Raw genomic sequence first — 17133 nt, 5'->3', positions numbered from 1 at the left:
CCCGCTAAACGCATTCGCAAATGACATTACGCTAGCTGATCGTGCCGACCGTCGAACCCAACGTGCTGATCGACGCCACCGCGGTTCCCGCAGACCGTGGTGGCGTCGGCCGTTACGTGGATTCGCTCGTCGCCGCACTGGATGCCGACGGCACCAGACTGTCCGTCGTGTGCCAGCCGCGCGACGAAGAACTCTTCACCAAGATCGCGCCGAACGCCCGTGTCGTGCGCGCCGCCGAGGCCGTCGCCACCAGGACGGCCCGGCTGGCCTGGGAACAGGCGACGTTGCCGCGCCTCGTGCGGTCGCTCGGCATCGACGTCGTGCACTCACCGCACTACACACTTCCGTTGGCCAGCAAGGCCGCATCGGTCGTGACGCTGCACGACGCCACGTTCTTCACCGACCCCGTGCTGCACTCGTCGGTCAAGGCGCGCTTCTTCCGCGCGTGGACCCGCGCCTCGTTGAAACGCGCGGATCTGTGCGTGGTGCCGTCACAGGCGACGTCCGACGAACTGGTGCGCGTCGCCGGAGCCGACCGCCGCGTCCTGCACATCGCGCAGCACGGCGTCGACACCGAACGCTTCCACCCGCCGTCGCCGGACGAGATCACCGCGGTGCGGCGGGCGTTGTCGTTGGGGGACACACCGTACGTGGCGTTCCTCGGTGCGCTGGAACCGCGCAAGAACGTGCCGGCGCTGATCCGCGGCTTCGCCCAGGCGATGGTCGGCCGCGCCAACCCGCCCGCGCTCGTGCTCGCCGGCCAGCCCGGCTGGGACAGCCAGGTCGAACGCGCGCTCGACGCGGTGCCGCACCGGATCCGCGTGATCCGGGCGGGCTACCTGCCGTTCGAACAGCTCGCAGGGTTCCTCGGCGGTGCGGAACTGGTCGCCTACCCGTCGCTCGGCGAGGGTTTCGGCCTGCCGGTGCTGGAGGCGATGGCGTGCGGCGCGTGCGTGCTCACCACGCGAAGACTGTCGCTGCCAGAGGTCGGTGGTGAGGCGGTCGCGTACTGCGGTGTCGGAGCGGGGGACATCGCGGCGGCGATCGCCGATCTGTTGGACGACCCCGCCCGCCGGTCGGCCCTGGCAGCTTCCGGACAGCGACGTGCGAAGGACTTCTCCTGGTCGGTGAGCGCCGACCGCCACCGGCTGGCCTACGAGCGGGCAGCGCTGGTGCGCCGATCCCGCTGAATCGCGAGCCACTACTGTGTCGCGCGTGAACTACGGCGACGGACTTGGTGTCGTGACGGTCACGTACTCGCCGGGCGAGACGCTGGCACCGTTCGTGGACACCCTCGCGAAGGCGACCACCCGGCCGGTGCAGGTGATCCTCGCCGACAACGGTTCCACCGACGGCGTGCCCGAGCAGGTCGCAGCCGAACGCGAGCACGTCACGTTCCTGCCGACCGGGGGAAACCTCGGCTACGGCGGTGGCGCCAACCGCGGTGTCGCGGCGCTGGGGCCGGACGTCGGCTGGGTGCTCATCTCCAACCCCGACATCGAGTTCGCGCCGGGCAGCGTGGACACGTTGCTCGAAGCCGCCTCCCGGTGGCCGCGCGGCGGGATGTTCGGGCCGCTGATCCGCGAGCCGAACGGCGAGGTCTACCCGTCGGCCCGCCTGCTGCCGTCGCTGGGCCGCGGCCTCGGGCACGCGGTGTTCGGCGCGTTCTGGAAGTCGAACCCGTGGACCCGCGCGTACCGGCAGGAGAAGACGCCGGTCGAGCGGACCGCCGGGTGGCTCTCCGGCAGCTGCTTCCTGATGCGGCGCGAGGCGTTCGACTCGGTCAAGGGCTTCGACGAGCGCTACTTCATGTACTTCGAGGACGTGGACCTCGGCGAGCGGGTCGGCAGGGCCGGCTGGCAGAACGTCTACGTGCCCGACGCCGAGGTCACGCACATCGGTGGCCACTCCACCGCGCGGTCGTCCGACCGGATGCTGCGCGAGCACCACCGCAGCGCCTACCGGTACCTGGCCGACCGGCACCAGGGCGTGCTGTGGGCGCCGTTCAGGTTGCTGGTGAAGGCCGGGCTGACGCTGCGGGTGAAGATCCTCACCAGAGGCTGAGCCGTGTCCAGCTCACCGGTACCGAGACGCACGGCCTGGCTGCTCATCGCGGGTGGCTTCGCGGGGCTGGCGGCAGGCGTCGGGTTCGGCGTCACCCTCACCACGGGCCTGGTGTTCGTCGGGCTGCTGGGCGGCCTCGCGTACGCGCTCGGGGTGAGCGGCCTCGCCGAACGCAAGTGGATCGCGTTGCCGGCGTTCGCGCTCGGGCTCGTGGCGCCGTTCCTGCTGACGTTCGGCGGGCACAGCGTGCTGATGCAGCGGATCGGGCACGTCGAGCACTGCACCATCACGCAGGCGGAAGAACACCCGTTCGCCAAGTACCCGTCGGTGGACTACGTGCTCGCCTGCCCGAGCGGTGAGGTCGAGCTGAGCCGCGACTGGGACGACCGGCTCGCGATCATGGAGGCGGACGTTCTGGTCGGCTCGCCGCTGCGGCCGGTGTTCGCCGACAACGCCCGATGGAACCTGGTGCCGGTGACAAGCGTCCCCCTGGCGATGACTCTTCTCGTTCCCGTCGCCAGAGCACTCAGGAAGGCGCCGTGAGGCGACCGACGCCACTGATCGTGATCGGGCTGATCGCGATGGCCACCGCCGTCGTGCTGGGCGCCATCGTGCCGGTGCGGTACGACCTCGCGGTGCTGGTGCCGTGCTGCCTGCTGTCGCTCGCGTTCGCGTGGGGTGTCGGCAAGCTCGGGCCCGCGTGGCTGGTGCTGCCCGCGTTCATGGTCGTGATTCCCGGCACAGCCGTGCTGGTCAGCGACGGTCACCGCGCGTTGATGGACGCCCTCGGCACTCCGCAGACGTGCGTGATCTCCAGCGTCGAGGACCTCCCCCGGCCCGACAACCCGGCGTTCGCGCACCACATCACCTGCCCCGACGGCGCCGAGCTGCGCATCGTGGTGCTGGGTGAGCAGGACAAGAAGATGCAGCCGGGTCCGGCCACCGTGCTGCGGCACCCGTGGATGCGGCCGCTGCTCGCCGACCGCAACAACTGGTCCGTCGAGTGGGTGTTCGGAGTACCAATCGCGATCTTGCTGTTGCTCATCTGTGCAACCACACTGCGGGCGCGCAGAGTGATGAGGCAGGCTTAGCACGTGGATCGCGCATCACTGCCAGTCGTGTCCGTCGTCGTCGTCAACTACCGCGGCGCGGAGGACACCATCACCTGCGTGCGCGGACTCGCCGAGCTGGACTACCCGGCCGAGCTGCTGCAGGTGATCGTCGTCGACAACGAGGCGCACGACAGCGCGCGGCTGAAGACGGAACTGCCCGGCGCGAAGATCGTCACCTCGGACCAGAACCTCGGCTTCGCCGGCGGCTGCAACCTCGGTGTCGAGCACGCCACGGGCAGTGTGCTGGCGTTCCTGAACAACGACGCGCGTGCGGACCGCAACTGGGTCAGGACAGCGATCAAGGTGTTCCACGCCGAGCCTACGGTGGGCGCGGTCGCGAGCAAGGTGCTCGACTGGGACGGCCAGAAGATCGACTTCGTGGACGGCGGACTGACCTGGTTCGGCATGGGCTACAAGCGCCACGCCGGTCAGGACGACACCGGCGCGTACGACGCCCCGCAGGACGTGCTGTTCGGCACGGGGTCGGCGCTGTTCGTGCGCGCGGAGGTCTACCGCGAGCTCGGCGGGTTCGACGACCGGTTCTTCATGTTCTACGAGGACGTCGACCTCGGCTGGCGGCTCAACCTGCGCGGCTGGCGGGTGCGCTACGAGCCCGCGTCGCTCACGTTCCACCGCCACCACGCGTCGATGAGCTCGATCGACCACAGCCGCGAGCTGTTCCTGCTGGAGCGCAACGCACTCGCGGCGCTGTACAAGAACTTCTCCGACGAGACGCTGGCCAAGGTGCTGCCGGCCGCGCTGGCGCTGTGCGTGCGCAGGGCCACGGCTCGCGGTGAGATCGACCCCACGCAGCTGGAGATCACGCGCAGGCCGTCGGATCCCGCGCTGGACCGCGAGCCGGTCGAGATGTCCCGCCAGGCGCTGGCCGGGTTCCTCGCGATCGACCAGTTCGTCGAGCTGATGCCGTCGCTGGCCGAGTCGCGCAAGGCCGAGCAGGCCGCGCGCCGCAGGTCCGACACCGATCTGGTGCCGTTGATGCGCAAGGCGCTGGAGCCCGCCTATCCCCTGCCCCGCTACCTCGCGGCGCACGACATCCTCGTCGACGTACTCGGCCTGGACGAGGTGTTCGGCAGGCCGCGCAAGATCCTGGTGATCACCGGCGACGCGATCTCCGACCGGATGGCCGGTCCCGCGATCCGCGCCTGGCACATGGCCGACGTGCTGTCCGGCGAGCACCAGGTGCGCCTCGTGACGACCAACCCGCTGTGCCTGCCGCCGGACGCGCCGTTCGCCGTCGAGCGGGCCCGGCCGAAGGAGCTGCCGCCGCACGTCGCATGGGCGGACGTGATCGTGCTGCAGGGCCACGCGCTGGAGATGATCAGCGAGCTGAAGAAGCAGTCGTCGACCAAGATCGTGGTCTGCGACATGTACGACCCGATGCACCTCGAACTGCTGGAACAGGGCAAGGACGACACGGACGAGAAGCGCGCCCTCGACCTGGAGACCGTCACGCGGGTGCTGAACACCCAGCTCGAACGCGGCGACTTCTTCCTGTGCGCGTCGGAACGGCAGCGGCACTTCTGGCTCGGCCACCTCGCGGCCCTGGGCAGGCTGACGCCCACGTTGTACGACAACGACCCCACGACGCAGTCGCTGCTCGGCATCGTCCCGTTCGGACTGTCCGGCAAGCCGCCGCAGCGCACCGGCCCGGCGATCAAGGGTGTGGTGCCCGGCATCTCGGACACCGACAAGGTCGTGATCTGGGCCGGTGGCGTCTACAGCTGGTTCGACCCGCTGTCGCTGATCCACGCCATGGACCGGCTGCGCGCGCGGCGTTCCGACGTGAAGCTGTTCTTCCTCGGCATGAAGCACCCGAACCCCGAGGTGCCGGACATGGACATCGCCGGCCAGACGCGCGGGTTGTCGGCGTCGCTGGGGCTGACCGGGGAGCACGTGTTCTTCAACGACGGGTGGGTGCCGTACAACGAGCGGCAGAACTTCCTGCTCGACGCTCACTGCGGTGTCACCACGCACTACGAGCACGTGGAGACCACGTTCGCGTTCCGCACGCGGGTGCTCGACTACCTGTGGGCGGGCCTGCCGATCGTCACCACGTCCGGCGACTCGTTCGCGGACCTGGTGCTGCGGGAAGGCTTGGGTGTCGTCGTGCCGCCGGAGGACCCGGAGGCACTGGCCGACGCTCTGGAGAAGGTGCTCTACGACGAGGAGTTCGCGGCCGCGTGCCGTGAGCGCATCGCCGTCGTCCGTGAACGGTTCACCTGGGAGACGGCGCTCGCGCCGCTGGCGGAGTTCTGCCGCGATCCCAGGCCTGCCGCGGACCGTCTGCCCGGCTCGTCACCACTGGTGCGCACACCGGGGTTGAGCAAGGCGGACAAGGTGAAGCGGGACCTGCGACTGGTGCGCGAGTACCTGGACGCGGGTGGCCCGACCGAGTTGGCCAAGCGGGCGACGGGGCGTCTGCGCAAGATCGCGCGTGGTGGACTTAATGGTTAGAGCCCCGAAACCCCTCTCCGTGCTGCTCGACGGCACGCCTTTGCTCGGACTCCGCACCGGAATCGGCCGCTACACCGCGGCATTGGCCGAAGAACTGGCTTCCATGACGGAGGAGGTCGACGTACGGGCGGTGGCGTTCACGTTGCGCGGCTGGCGCGCGTTGCGGACGGTGTTGCCGCACGACGTCATCGCGCGCGGTCTGCCCGTCTCGGCACGGGCGCTGCGGGAAATGTGGCTGCGCGCGCCGTTCCCGCCGGTCGAGATGCTGGCCGGGTTCACCGACGTCATGCACGGCACGAACTTCGTGCTGCCGCCGACGATCCGGGCCGGCAAGGTGGTGACGATCCACGACCTCGCCTTCCTGGACTCGCCCGGTGATTTGCCGCCGTCGGACCGCCGGTTGCCCGAGCTCGTCCGGCTGTCGGCCCAGCGGGCGGATGTGATCTGCACGCCGACCGCGGCTGTCGCCTCCGTGGTGGCCGACCGGTTCTCGGTGCCGCTGGACAAGATCGTGGTGACGCCCCTGGGTGTCGACCCTGCCTGGTTCGCGTCGCGGCCGCCGTCTCCGACGTTGCGCGGCCGGTTGGGACTGCCGTCGGAGTACCTGCTGTTCGTGGGTGCGGACGGGCCGCGCAAGGGGCTCCAGTACCTGGTGAAGGCGCACGCGGCCGATCCGTCGCTGCCGCCGCTGGTGATCGTCGGACCCGGTCAGTCCGGAGTGGACGGCCGGGTGCTGCGGACCGGATACCTGTCGGACGTGCACCTGCGGTCGGTCGTGGCGGGGGCCACCGCGCTGGTGCTGCCGTCGCGCGACGAGGGCTTCGGGCTGCCGGTGCTGGAAGCGTTGGCGTGCAACGTTCCCGTGGTGTGCTCGGACGTGCCCGCGCTGCGCGAGGTCGCCGGCGGACACGCGTTGCACGTGCCGGTCGGTGATGTCGAGGCGCTGGCCGAGGGCCTGGCTCAGGCCGTGGCCGCGCCGGCCACTCCCGCGGCTCAGGCGGAGCGGCGGGCGTACGCGTCCGGGTTCACCTGGCGGCGGTGTGCGGAGAAGACCGTCGAGGCGTACCGGAAGAGCAGGGCCTAGCGCTGTGAGGCGTCAGGAATCCCTGACGCCTCAACGACTTCACCGAGAGTGCGGCCTCGGCGAGTACTTGTCCAGCTGGCTCATCGACACCTGTCGCGAGCCCGTGACAACGGCAACGCACCTGAGGAAGCGTTGCCGATCGGAATCCGCTGTCGCGGGACGCTGAGGATTGCGCCCGGAATCGAACATGCCGAACAGGTTCCCGCACTTGGAACGGCCGTGCCAGACCGGTCACTCCAATGGCGCAGCACCTGTACGCGGAGCTACCACCCCTGCCTTGAATGCCTCCGAAAGGGCGCTGCGCCAGTGCGGCAACGGGCGCAACCCCGCTGCTGCCCACGCCGCACCCGACAGCACCGAGTAGGCGGGTCGCGGGGCCGGCCGCGGGAAGTCCGCCGTGGTGCACGGCTGCACGCGGGCCGGATCGGCGCCCAGTTCCTCGAAAATCGCCTGCGCGAAGCGGAACCACGTCGTCTCGCCACCACCGGTGGCGTGCAGCAGGCGCTGCGACGGCAGGACCGAGACCAGCTCCAGCAGTCCGGCAGCGAGGTCGTGCGACCACGTCGGAGAGCCGAGCTGATCGTCCACAACGGACAGCGAGGGACGCGAGCTTTCCAGCGCGGCAATGGTTTTCACGAAGTTCGAGCCGTTCACGCCGTAGACCCACGACGTGCGCACGACCCAGCCGCCCGCGTCCAGCACACGGCGTTCGCCTTCGAGCTTCGTGCGCCCGTACGCGGATTTCGGCCCAACCGGGTCGGACGGCTCGTACGGCCGCGTGCCGTCACCGGAGAACACGTAGTCCGTCGACACGTGGATCAACGGGATACCAACGGAAGCGCACGCCTCGGCGAGCAGACCAGGGCCGACGGCGTTGACCTCGAACGCGCGGTCCTCGTCGGTCTCTGCCGCGTCGACAGCGGTGTACGCGGCACAGTTGATCACCGCGGAGGCGCCTGCGAGATCAGCCGGGGAAACCGCGGTCACGTCGAGCTCGGCGGAGGACACCGCGCGGACGTCGGGAGACAGGGCAGCGAGGTCGTGGCCGAGCTGGCCGCGGCCACCGGGAACGAGGATCAACGCTCAGCCCTTCGCCAACTCGGCGCGCTCCTTGAGCGGCTCCCACCACGCGCGGTTCTCGCGGTACCACTCGACGGTGTCGGCGAGACCGACGGCAAAGTCGACCTGCGGCGCGTAGCCCAGCTCGGACGAGATCTTGGAGATGTCGACCGAGTAGCGGCGGTCGTGGCCCTTGCGGTCGGTCACCGGCTCGACGAACGACCAGTCACGGCCCGTCGCGGCGAGCAGCTTCTCAGTGAGCTCGCGGTTGGTGAGCTCGGTGCCGCCGCCGATGTTGTAGATCTCACCGGGCCGGCCGGCCTCGGCGACGAGCTGGATGCCGCGGCAGTGGTCGGCCACGTGCAGCCAGTCGCGCACGTTCAGGCCATCGCCGTAGAGAGGCACCTTCTTGCCGTCGATCAAATTGGTGACGAAGAGGGGAATCACCTTTTCAGGGAACTGGTACGGCCCGTAATTGTTCGAACACCGAGTGATGCTCACGGGCAGTCCGTGAGTGCGGTGGAACGCACGCGCGAGCAGATCCGAGGAGGCCTTGGAAGCCGAGTACGGGGAGTTCGGTTCCAGGATGTGCGTCTCCGACCACGAACCGTTCTCGATGGAGCCGTAGACCTCGTCCGTCGACACGTGGACGAACCGGCCGACGCCCGCGTTCAGGGCGCCCTGCAGCAGCGTCTGCGTGCCCAGCACGTTGGTGAGCACGAAGTCGGCGGAGCCCGTGATGGAGCGGTCGACGTGCGACTCGGCCGCGAAGTGCACGACCACGTCGACGCCGCGCATCTGCTCGGCCACGACCCCGGGGTCGCAGATGTCGCCGCGCACGAACTCGAACTTGCCGGCGACCGGCGCGAGGTTGGTCTCGCTGCCCGCGTAGGTGAGCTTGTCGAGCACCACCACTTCGGCACCCGCGAAGGCCGGGTACGAGCCGCTCACCAACTCCCGCACGTAGTGCGAGCCGATGAAGCCGGCCCCACCTGTCACCAGTACGCGCATGCTCATTTCCTCCTGTGGTGTTCCCGCTCGCAGTCTGTCACGTACCTAATCGCTGCAACCCACAGCAACGTCACGTCGTGTGTCTTATAAACGACTAAACTCGGCGTGGTGGGGGAGGAAACGGCTGTGGAAGGCAGGAGTCTGCCGGTCAGGGTGGAGGGAACCCGGCCGTCTGCGACCTTCCGCGCGTTCCTGGTGACCGGGAAGATCTTCGTCGCGCTCGTCTCGACCGCTGTGCTTCTGCTCACGTCGTACGGCTGGGGCAAGCTGCGGGCGGCGAACGACGGCATCGTCAAGACCAAGGTCATCGAGGACGACATCGCGAAGGACGCCGGGCGCAAGCCGCTCGACGGCGCCGTCGACATCCTCCTCGTCGGCCTGGACAGCCGCACAGACGCGCAGGGCAACCCGCTGTCGAAGGAAGCGCTGGCCCTGCTCAACGGCGGGTACGCCGACGGCGAGCAGAACACCGACACGATGATCCTCGTGCACATCCCGGTGGACGGCACGCGCGCGGTCGCGATCTCGTTCCCGCGCGACTCCTACGTGGAGATCGCCGACGGGTTCGGCAAGCACAAGCTCAACTCCGCGTTCGCCCGCAAGCGCAACACCGTCGACCAGGAGATGCGGAACAAGGGCGAGACCGACGAGCAGAAGATCCGCACCGAGTCGATGGCCGCCGGCCGCAAGACGCTGATCAAGACGATCGAGAACATGGCCGGCGGATCGGTGCGCATCGACCGGTACGCCGAGGTCAACCTCGCGAGCTTCTACGAGGTCACGAAGGCCATCGGCGGCGTGGAGGTGTGTGTGAAGGAGGCCACCTCCGACAGCGACTCCGGCGCGAACTTCAAGGCGGGCCCGCAGACGATCGAGGGTGCCCAGGCGCTGTCGTTCGTGCGGCAGCGCAAGGGTCTCCCCGGTGGTGACCTCGACCGCATCGTGCGGCAGCAGGTGTTCATCGGGGCACTGGCGAAGAAGGTGCTGTCGACCGGCACGCTGACCGATCCGAGCAAGCTGAACGGGCTGGTCGAGGCCGTGCAGAAGTCGGTGGTCCTGAGCGACGGCTGGGACATCACCACGTTCGCCGAGCAGATGCAGGGCCTGGTGGGCGGCAACATCGAGTTCCGCACCATCCCGGTGGGTGACCCGACGGACACCTACGGCGACGGAAACGTGCTGCCGGTGAACCCGGCCCAGGTGCGGCAGTTCCTCACGAGCCTCGCCGCGGACAAGTCCCCGTCCAGCTCGTCGTCGCCGACACCCACCACGACGCTGCCCGCGCCACCGAACTCGTCGATCACCGTGCAGGTCTACAACGCGGCCGGGATCCAGGGTCTCGCGAGCCAGGTGCAGAACACGTTGGCCGCCAAGGGTTTCAAGCGCGGCGTCGTCGACTCGGCGCCGCAGAACAGCGACACGACCGTCGTGAGGTACGCGCCCGGCGAGGAGGGGTCCGCGCGCAAGGTCGCGGCCGAGCTCGGGCAGAACGTCACGGTCGAGGAGAACGCATCCGTCCGAAAAGGACAGGTGCAGGTCTTCGTCGGCACCGACTACTCCGCACCGGCCGGCAACGACGAAGGCGTCGACCCGCAGGGCGTGCCCGGCACGTCGTCGCCCGGCCCGTCGAGCAGTGCCCCGCCGATCACGGCGGGCGGACTGGTCTGCGTGAACTGAAACCCTCGGCGTAACGAGCATTCGATGGTTACGCTGAGCACGCAAATCCAGCACACGGAGGACCAACGTTGAGCGCTGCCGCACGCGCTAAGAAGACCGCACTGGTCGTCGGCCGGACGGTCGTCGCGCTGGTCGCCGTGACAACGTTGGCGTTCTCCGGCTGGTCCTGGTCGACCCTGCGGCGCGTCGAGAACAACCTCAACACCACCCAGATCCTCGAGGTGCTGGACGACATCCCGAACTCGCCACCCGTCGAGGACGGTGCGATCGACATCCTCCTGGTGGGCAGCGACAGCCGGACGGACGCACAGGGCCGGCCACTCCCCCCGGACGTGCTGCGCAAGTTGCGCACCGAAGGCACGGACACGGTGAACACGGACACGATCATCGTGATGCGGGTGCCGCGCAACGGCGGCAAGGCGAGCGCGATCTCGATCCCCCGCGACACGTACGTGCCGATCGCCGGCTACCGCGAGGACAAGATCAATTCAGCGTACGGCGCGGTGAAGTACCTGACCGCCGAACGGCTGCAGGCCGAGGGCGTGCGGGACCAGCAGGAGCGTGAGCGCAAGTCCGACGAGGCGGGCCGCCGCGCGCTGGTGCAGGCGGTGCAGGACCTCACCGGGATGCGCGTCGACCACTACGCCGAGGTCAACCTCTACGGGTTCTACCTGTTGACCGAGGTGATCGGCGGCGTGAAGGTGTGCCTCAAGGCCGGCACGTCGGACCCGAACTCCGGCGCGAACTTCCGCGCGGGCGAGCAGGTGATCTCCGGCGGCGACGCGCTGTCGTTCGTGCGGCAGCGGAACATGCCCGGCGGCGACCTCGGCCGCATCACCCGGCAGCAGGTGTTCATGTCGCAGGCGATGAAGCAGCTGCTGTCCGCGGGCACGTTCACCGATCCCGGACGGATGAACGGCCTGCTCGACGCCGTGTCGAAGTCGATCGTGGTGGACGAGAAGCTCGACCTGGCCACGCTGGCCACGCAGGCGCAGGGCCTCGCGTCGGGCAACGTGGAGTTCGCCACGATCCCGGTGACGAACATCGACGCGCGCAACGAGCGCGGCCAGAGCGTGGTCACGGTGGACCGCGAGGCGGTGAAGGCGTGGGTCGCGCAGCTGATCGGCGAGACCCCGAAGCCCGTCCCGTCGTCTGTGTCGCCCCCTGGGACCCCCGGTACGCCCTCGCGGTTCGGTCCTGAGAAGCTGCTCTCGCTGGACGGCGCGCACGCCGTGGCAGCGCAACAGGATGTGCCCTGCGTCGACTAGGAGTGCCGCGTGAGCGTGACCGAGATCCTCTTCACGCCGTTGCTGAAGGCCGATCCGGGCCGTCCGCTGATCACGCACTACGACGACGCGGCGGGCTCTCGCATCGAGCTGTCCCGCGCGACCGTGAAGAACTGGGCCGCCAAGACGGCGAACTGGCTGCGGGACGAGCACGACGTCGAGCCGGGCGACCCGGTGGCGGTGCTGTTGCCCGCGCACTGGCAGACCGTCGGCGTGCTGCTGGGCGCGTGGTGGTGCGGCGCCCACGTGGTCGGTGCGGGAGAAAGCGCGAAGGTGGCCGTGGTGCCGCCCGGTGGCACGGCGGACGCCGACGTCGTGGCCGTGGCGTCGTTGCACCCCATGGGCGCGGGTTCCGGTGCCCCGGTCGACTACAACGACGACGTGCGCGTGCACGGTGACGACTTCATGCCGTGGGAACCGGTTCCTGGTTCGACACCGGCCCTTGGCGAGTCCACTGTGGACGAGGTGGTGACGCGGGCACGGGAGCTCGGCGCGAAGATGGGCAGCGAGCCGCGCGTGATGTCCACTGTGGAGTGGGACACGCCTTTCCGTCTGCTGGAAGGGTTTCTCGCCGTGCTGGCGGCCGGTGGCTCACTGGTGCAGGTGACCAATCCCGACGCGGGCCTGATGGCCGCGCGCCGGGACACCGAGAAGGTCACGCTGCGGCTCGACTAGGACTGCCACTTCAAGCCGTAGGCCGCGGTGACCTTGTGAGTGGTGAAGCCCGTGGTGAGCATTCCCGAACCTTTCCTGTTCTTGCTGTTGTCCACTCGCACCCGGGTGTGGAGCGTGAGGACGACGGAATCGCCTGGAATCGCGGAGAACAGGGGCTGATCCACCACGTCGGACGCCTCGCAGCTCTCCGAGATGACCACTTCCGGCCCGGCGTTCGCCACCGGATGGCACCCGAAGAGCACCAACAACGCCGTCGCGAGCAGCTTCCTTCTCATTCGCCTCTCCCTTCCGCGTTCCTTCGACGCTGGGGAAAGGCGGGACCTGCCGCCCGGCCCGTACCACGCTCGTGGACACGGGCCGGACGAGGAAGGTCACGCCGCAGCCGGGTTGAGCACCTTGTTGTTCTTGAACAGCACGCGGTCCAGCGAGTAGGCACCACCGTTGAAACCGAGCGCGAGCGCGGCCGCGCCGAGCGCCACGACGAGCTCGCCGCCGCCCTCGCCGAGCAGGCCGTTCGGCAGGTGCACGATGAGCAGCGCGCCGAGCATGTTGGCGGCGAGCAGCACGCCGACGACCGGCAGCAGGACACCGGCGATCAGCGCGAGACCACCGACGAGCTCGACCGTCGCGGCGAACGTGGCCGAGACCGAGGGCAGCGGCACGCCCATCTTCTCGAAGGACGCGCTGGTGCCGGCGATGCCCCACTCGCTGAACTTCTGCCAGCCGTGTGCGACGAACACGATGCCGATGCCGATGCGGCCGATGAGTGCGGCTACGTCCTTGACCATGATGCTTGCTCCCCGATCCTGTCGTTCTGCTGTCGGTCGTTCAACTTCGAACCAAACCTAGTACAGGTTTGAACAACCTCATGAAAACGACAGGAACCCAACAGCTACTTCTTAAGGTGCACGCCGTCACCCTTCGTGTTGGTGAGGGACAGCTTCTGCCGGTCGATCTTGTACGTGACCTGGCCGTTCAGCGCTGCCAGCAGGGCCTTCTCGACCAGCGTCTCGTCCGGGCCGCACGCCTTGTCGGTGTGCAGCAGCGACTCGAACGTGATCGTCTGGCCGTTCACCTCGTAGGACGCCGAACCCGAGTTGCAGCCGGTGAACACGTTGACCTTGCCGTCCATGAACGCGAGCGTGGCGGCGACCGCGCCGGGAACCGAGGACACCGCGTCGCCGTTCACGAGGCTGTCGACCGTCCAGGTGCCGCCTTCGAGGACCGCGGGCGCCTCCGTGCCGAGCACGATCTCCGTGTCCGATCCGGTGACCACCAGGTTGGCGCCGTCCAGCTGCCATGTCGGCGTGGCGCCGAGCAGCTTCATCAGCCACTCGTCCTGCTTGTGCAGGTCCGGGTTCGGGCAGCCCATCGCGGTGCTGCTGAGGTCGGAGACGGTCAGCTTCCCGTCCCCGAGGGAGACCGGGCCCTGCATCATGTTGCAGCCCGCCCTGGCGATGAGTCTGCCGTCGTCGGTGAAGTTCAGCTCGATCGACGTGCCCTCGACCAGGGCGCGCGGCTTGCCCTGCTCGGTGACGGACGTGGAGACGAACACCTTGCCGCGCAGGTCTTTCCCCTCTCCCCCGCCCGCCGGCCGGTTGCCGCAGCCTGACGCGACGGCGAGCAGCGAGACGACGAGTGCGGCGAGGAGGATTCGGTTGCTCATGACCCTAGGACGGAACACGCTCACTCCCGGGTTGCCCGAAGGCCGGACACGGAGTTCTCCATGCCCGGCCAACGGAATTCGACGTCACGGGGACAGGGACTCCGCGAAGTCGTAGAGGCTCTTGATGTCGTTGTCGAAGTACGGCCCGTCCATCTGGTTCGGGTCGGAGTGCCGGTGGCTGACCACGCTGTTGATGTAGCCGAGCCCGTTCTGGTCGTTGTACTCCTGCAGCCACGGACCGCCACTGGAACCGCCGGTCATGTTGCACCACGCCCTGACCTGCTGGCCGTGGCCGTTCCAGGTCGTGCCCTGGCAGAAGTACTGCAGCTCACCGGTGAACGGCGCACCCGCGGGGTAGCCGAGGATCGTGACCGCCACCGAGTAGCCCCAGTTCCAGCGCAGGCCGTTGCCGCCCACGACGTTCACGATCGAGTTGCCGCCGAGGGTCTGCATGATGACGATGCCCATGTCCTCGTCACTGCTGCTGGAGTTGGTCCACGCAGTGCGAGCCGTGAGCTGGTAGGCGCTCCACGTGCCGAACGGGCGAACCCCGTTGCGGTAGCGCGGAACGAAGACCCAGTTGCGCATCCACTGGCCACCGGCACCGCCGTGCACGCAGTGCCCCGCCGTCTGAACCAGCTTCTTCTTGCCACTGTTGACAGTCGCGCCCGAGCACACGTAGTTCAGGCCGTTGGCCGGGTTGGTGAAGTACACCTTTCCGACCGTCTGCGACTCGTTGAGCATGATCCCGATGCCCTGGGCCTGCTCGGTGCGGACCTTCGCCGACGGCGCGGCACCGTCGATGCTGCCCGCACGACCCGAGGGCTGGGGTGCGGACGAGGCCTTCACCGTGGCAGGACCGTGCGCCGGGATCGCGTTCGCCATGCGCTCCGGGGTCCAGTAGGACTCGGCTGCGGCAGCCGACTGGATCCTGTTGTCGGAGGTTCTGGCAAGGCTGGCCGAGCTGCCGTTCGGTGCCGCCTGCGCGGTCGGCACGAACACAGAAGCAGCCAGCACGAATCCAAACGCCAACGAAACAGTTCTTTTCGCTCTCATTCGAAATACCCCATTTAAACGAGGTTAACTTGCGGCTTTGCGAACGTAGCGACGCCTCTGACCTGCTGTCCAGCCGTTCGTTTGAAATTGCTCTGTTCAGCAGACTGCGATTCCACACCCTCCAGAAAAGAGGTCCGTCCGGGTCATTTCTCAATTTGATGTGCAGGATCGGAAAGCGCTATCCAGATAGTTGATCTTGAAGTTGGGGCTTGACAGGTGTGAGTGGCGGCGCTGTACTTAACCCACAGGTTAGATAACCAAGTGGTTAGGTACGAGATGGACCAGCTGAGCGCCACCTTCGCCGCACTGGCGGACCCGACCCGCCGGGCGATCCTCGCGCGGCTCACCGAGGGTCCCGCGACGGTGAAGGAGCTCTCCGAGCCGTTCGACATCAGCGGACCGGCGATCTCCAAGCACCTGCGCGTGCTGGAGAAGGCAGGCCTGATCACCCGCGGCAGGGAGGCCCAGTGGCGCCCCTGCCAGCTCGACGCGACACCGTTGAAGGAGGTCGCCGTGTGGGCAGAGAACTACCGCCGCTTCTGGGATGCGAGCTACGCGCGCCTGGACGCACTCTTGACCGAGATGAAGGAGACAGAGCAGTGACCACCGTCAAGTTCGGCACGACCGTGACCCTCCCGTCCGACACCGAGATCGCGATGTCCCGTTCCTTCGACGCCCCGGCCTCGCTGGTGTGGGACGCGTTCACCAAGCCCGAGCTCATCAAGCGCTGGCTGCTCGGTCCCGACGGCTGGGAGATGCCGATCTGCGAGGTCGACCTGCGGGTCGGCGGAAAGTGGCGCTACGGCTGGGCGATGCCGGACGGCTCCGGCGCCTTCGAGATGTACGGCGAGTACTCCGAGGTGACGCCTCACTCGCGAATCGTCCACACCGAACACTTCGAGGACAACCCGCCGGCGGTGACGACGGTGGAGTTCGTCGAGTCCGGCGGGCAGACGACGATGACCACCACGATGCGGCTGGTGTCGCAGGAAGCCCGGGACGCGGTGCTGGCGACCGGGATGGCGGACGGCGCGGGGCGCAGCTACGAACGGCTGAGCGAGGTTCTGTCCACGCTGTGACCCGTTCAGCGGAGTAATACGGGTCTTGTTCTGGGCGATGCTCCGCGTGGCAGGTCACGCGGAGGGTTGCTGCTCATGACCATGTTCAACCTGGTGCTTCTCGTGCTGACCGTTCTCGCGGTCAGCGCCGTCATCTGGTCGTCACGGCGAACCGCCAGACGTGCGGAAAGCAGGAGCACCACCGCCGTGGAGGCCGCGAAGCTGGCCATCGTCACCGCGACGACCCACCAGCGCCCGGACCCGGCCGACATCGAACAGGGGCGCATCCGCACGTTCCTGATGCTCGACGAGAGCTCGATCATGAGCATGTACAGCCAGACCCCGCAGGCCGCCGCCGAGGCCAGGATCCGAGAGGTCGAACGCGGCACCCACCGCGAGGGCTCGCTGGGTCTGACCGGCTCGCTGGTCGAGGCAGGCGGCAAGCGTTCGCGTGGCGAGACCGTGCGGGAGACCTTCGAGGCGGAGACGAACGCCGCACGCGCCCTCGACGTCGTCCTCCGGCACCTCACCGCCGAGGGCGAGGTGGGACAGTTCGACCTGACCGTGCAGCCACTCCCCGCTTCCGCGCAGGGCTACGTGAAGATCAAGGCGTCTTACCAGATCACGATGGGAGACAACGACATCACGGTCTCCGCCGCCGGGGTCAGGTTCTCGCTGCGACGATCACAGGTGGTGGATTCCGCCGCCGGTGCCTTCGCGGACGGCGAATCGATCACCGCGATCTGTTTCGGCCGCACGGCGCGGTGGGAGGGATCCACACTGGTCGTCCTTCCCACCGCACTCTACCTCGCCTGATCCGTCCACTTGGGACGCTTGCGCGGAGCGTAGTCACCGGCCGTGGTCGTGGTTCGCCCGGTTGGGGTCGTTTTGCGCGGCTACGTTCGGGCTC

18 protein-coding genes are annotated in these 17133 nt (G+C 68.3%); 12 read left to right on the top strand and 6 right to left on the bottom strand.

The features are described 5' to 3' along the window. Window positions 1–62 precede the first annotated feature (62 nt). Genes C8D87_RS14185 through C8D87_RS14160 form a run of 6 tightly spaced genes read left to right on the top strand, consistent with a single transcriptional unit; the run spans window position 63 to window position 6735 of the window. Window positions 63–1190 carry a glycosyltransferase family 4 protein gene (locus tag C8D87_RS14185; protein WP_112227084.1) on the top strand — a complete coding sequence of 376 codons (1128 nt, stop codon included), beginning with the start codon at window positions 63–65 and terminating at the stop codon, window positions 1188–1190. 25 nt (window positions 1191–1215) lie between these two features. Continuing rightward, the gene (locus C8D87_RS14180) at window positions 1216–2064 is read left to right on the top strand and encodes a glycosyltransferase family 2 protein (protein ID WP_211337517.1); all 849 of its coding nucleotides are present in this window, start codon (window positions 1216–1218) and stop codon (window positions 2062–2064) included. A gap of 3 nt (window positions 2065–2067) precedes the next feature. Continuing rightward, on the top strand, window positions 2068–2607 hold the full coding sequence (locus tag C8D87_RS14175) for a hypothetical protein (RefSeq protein WP_112226924.1): 540 nt from the start codon (window positions 2068–2070) through the stop codon (window positions 2605–2607). Next, window positions 2604–3155: a hypothetical protein gene (locus C8D87_RS14170; RefSeq protein ID WP_109639203.1), complete on the top strand. Its 552-nt coding sequence runs from the start codon at window positions 2604–2606 to the stop codon at window positions 3153–3155. The genes C8D87_RS14175 and C8D87_RS14170 overlap by 4 nt, the downstream gene beginning before the upstream one ends. Window positions 3156–3158: 3 nt before the next feature. Next, on the top strand, window positions 3159–5651 hold the full coding sequence (locus C8D87_RS14165) for a glycosyltransferase (RefSeq protein WP_233439986.1): 2493 nt from the start codon (window positions 3159–3161) through the stop codon (window positions 5649–5651). After that, on the top strand, window positions 5644–6735 hold the full coding sequence (locus C8D87_RS14160) for a glycosyltransferase family 4 protein (RefSeq protein ID WP_112226923.1): 1092 nt from the start codon (window positions 5644–5646) through the stop codon (window positions 6733–6735). The genes C8D87_RS14165 and C8D87_RS14160 overlap by 8 nt, the downstream gene beginning before the upstream one ends. A 231-nt stretch (window positions 6736–6966) precedes the next feature. On the opposite strand, the gene rfbD is transcribed toward C8D87_RS14160, so the two are convergent. Both rfbD and rfbB read right to left on the bottom strand, forming a co-directional pair. Further along, window positions 6967–7815: a dTDP-4-dehydrorhamnose reductase gene (gene rfbD, locus C8D87_RS14155; protein ID WP_112226922.1), complete on the bottom strand. Its 849-nt coding sequence runs from the start codon at window positions 7813–7815 to the stop codon at window positions 6967–6969. Window positions 7816–7818: 3 nt separating this feature from the next. Next, on the bottom strand, window positions 7819–8805 hold the full coding sequence (gene rfbB / locus C8D87_RS14150; RefSeq protein WP_109639354.1) for a dTDP-glucose 4,6-dehydratase: 987 nt from the start codon (window positions 8803–8805) through the stop codon (window positions 7819–7821). A 108-nt stretch (window positions 8806–8913) separates the two neighbouring features. On the opposite strand from rfbB, the gene C8D87_RS14145 reads away from it, so the two are divergent. The 3 genes from C8D87_RS14145 (at window position 8914) to C8D87_RS14135 (ending at window position 12443) form a co-directional block, all read left to right on the top strand. Beyond that, window positions 8914–10482 (top strand): LCP family protein, encoded by a 1569-nt coding sequence (locus C8D87_RS14145; RefSeq protein ID WP_233442084.1) that lies wholly within the window; start codon window positions 8914–8916, stop codon window positions 10480–10482. Between the two features lie 68 nt (window positions 10483–10550). After that, the gene (locus C8D87_RS14140) at window positions 10551–11750 is read left to right on the top strand and encodes an LCP family protein (protein ID WP_112226921.1); all 1200 of its coding nucleotides are present in this window, start codon (window positions 10551–10553) and stop codon (window positions 11748–11750) included. A 9-nt stretch (window positions 11751–11759) separates the two neighbouring features. After that, window positions 11760–12443 carry a TIGR03089 family protein gene (locus tag C8D87_RS14135; RefSeq protein WP_112226920.1) on the top strand — a complete coding sequence of 228 codons (684 nt, stop codon included), beginning with the start codon at window positions 11760–11762 and terminating at the stop codon, window positions 12441–12443. Here C8D87_RS14135 and C8D87_RS14130 read toward each other — a convergent pair. The 4 genes from C8D87_RS14130 to C8D87_RS14115 all read right to left on the bottom strand — a co-directional run bounded on the left by C8D87_RS14130 (window position 12440) and on the right by C8D87_RS14115 (window position 15141). Next, window positions 12440–12718, bottom strand: coding sequence for a hypothetical protein (locus C8D87_RS14130; RefSeq protein ID WP_112226919.1), 279 nt, complete (start codon window positions 12716–12718; stop codon window positions 12440–12442). The two genes, C8D87_RS14135 and C8D87_RS14130, sit on opposite strands and share 4 nt — an antisense overlap. 96 nt (window positions 12719–12814) lie before the next feature. Continuing rightward, window positions 12815–13231, bottom strand: a complete 417-nt coding sequence (locus C8D87_RS14125; RefSeq protein ID WP_112226918.1) for a DoxX family protein — start codon at window positions 13229–13231, stop codon at window positions 12815–12817. A 104-nt stretch (window positions 13232–13335) separates the two neighbouring features. Then, the gene (locus C8D87_RS14120) at window positions 13336–14109 is read right to left on the bottom strand and encodes an META domain-containing protein (protein WP_112226917.1); all 774 of its coding nucleotides are present in this window, start codon (window positions 14107–14109) and stop codon (window positions 13336–13338) included. Window positions 14110–14193: 84 nt separating this feature from the next. Next, window positions 14194–15141: a trypsin-like serine peptidase gene (locus C8D87_RS14115; RefSeq protein ID WP_211337516.1), complete on the bottom strand. Its 948-nt coding sequence runs from the start codon at window positions 15139–15141 to the stop codon at window positions 14194–14196. Between the two features lie 300 nt (window positions 15142–15441). Here C8D87_RS14115 and C8D87_RS14110 point away from each other — a divergent pair, with 300 nt between their 5' ends. The 3 genes from C8D87_RS14110 to C8D87_RS14100 all read left to right on the top strand — a co-directional run bounded on the left by C8D87_RS14110 (window position 15442) and on the right by C8D87_RS14100 (window position 17039). Continuing rightward, complete coding sequence (locus C8D87_RS14110) at window positions 15442–15768, top strand: ArsR/SmtB family transcription factor (protein ID WP_089949326.1); 327 nt, start codon at window positions 15442–15444, stop codon at window positions 15766–15768. Continuing rightward, entirely contained in the window at window positions 15765–16244 is a 480-nt protein-coding gene (locus C8D87_RS14105) for an SRPBCC family protein (RefSeq protein ID WP_215732300.1), read from the top strand. The genes C8D87_RS14110 and C8D87_RS14105 overlap by 4 nt, the downstream gene beginning before the upstream one ends. A gap of 75 nt (window positions 16245–16319) precedes the next feature. Next, entirely contained in the window at window positions 16320–17039 is a 720-nt protein-coding gene (locus C8D87_RS14100) for a hypothetical protein (RefSeq protein WP_146771703.1), read from the top strand. Window positions 17040–17133 lie beyond the last annotated feature (94 nt).

The organism is Lentzea atacamensis (assembly GCF_003269295.1).
Taxonomy (GTDB): Bacteria; Actinomycetota; Actinomycetes; order Mycobacteriales; family Pseudonocardiaceae; genus Lentzea; species Lentzea atacamensis.
Note: the sequence above shows the minus strand (reverse complement) of the source record. Positions and strands in the feature narration are given on the sequence as shown.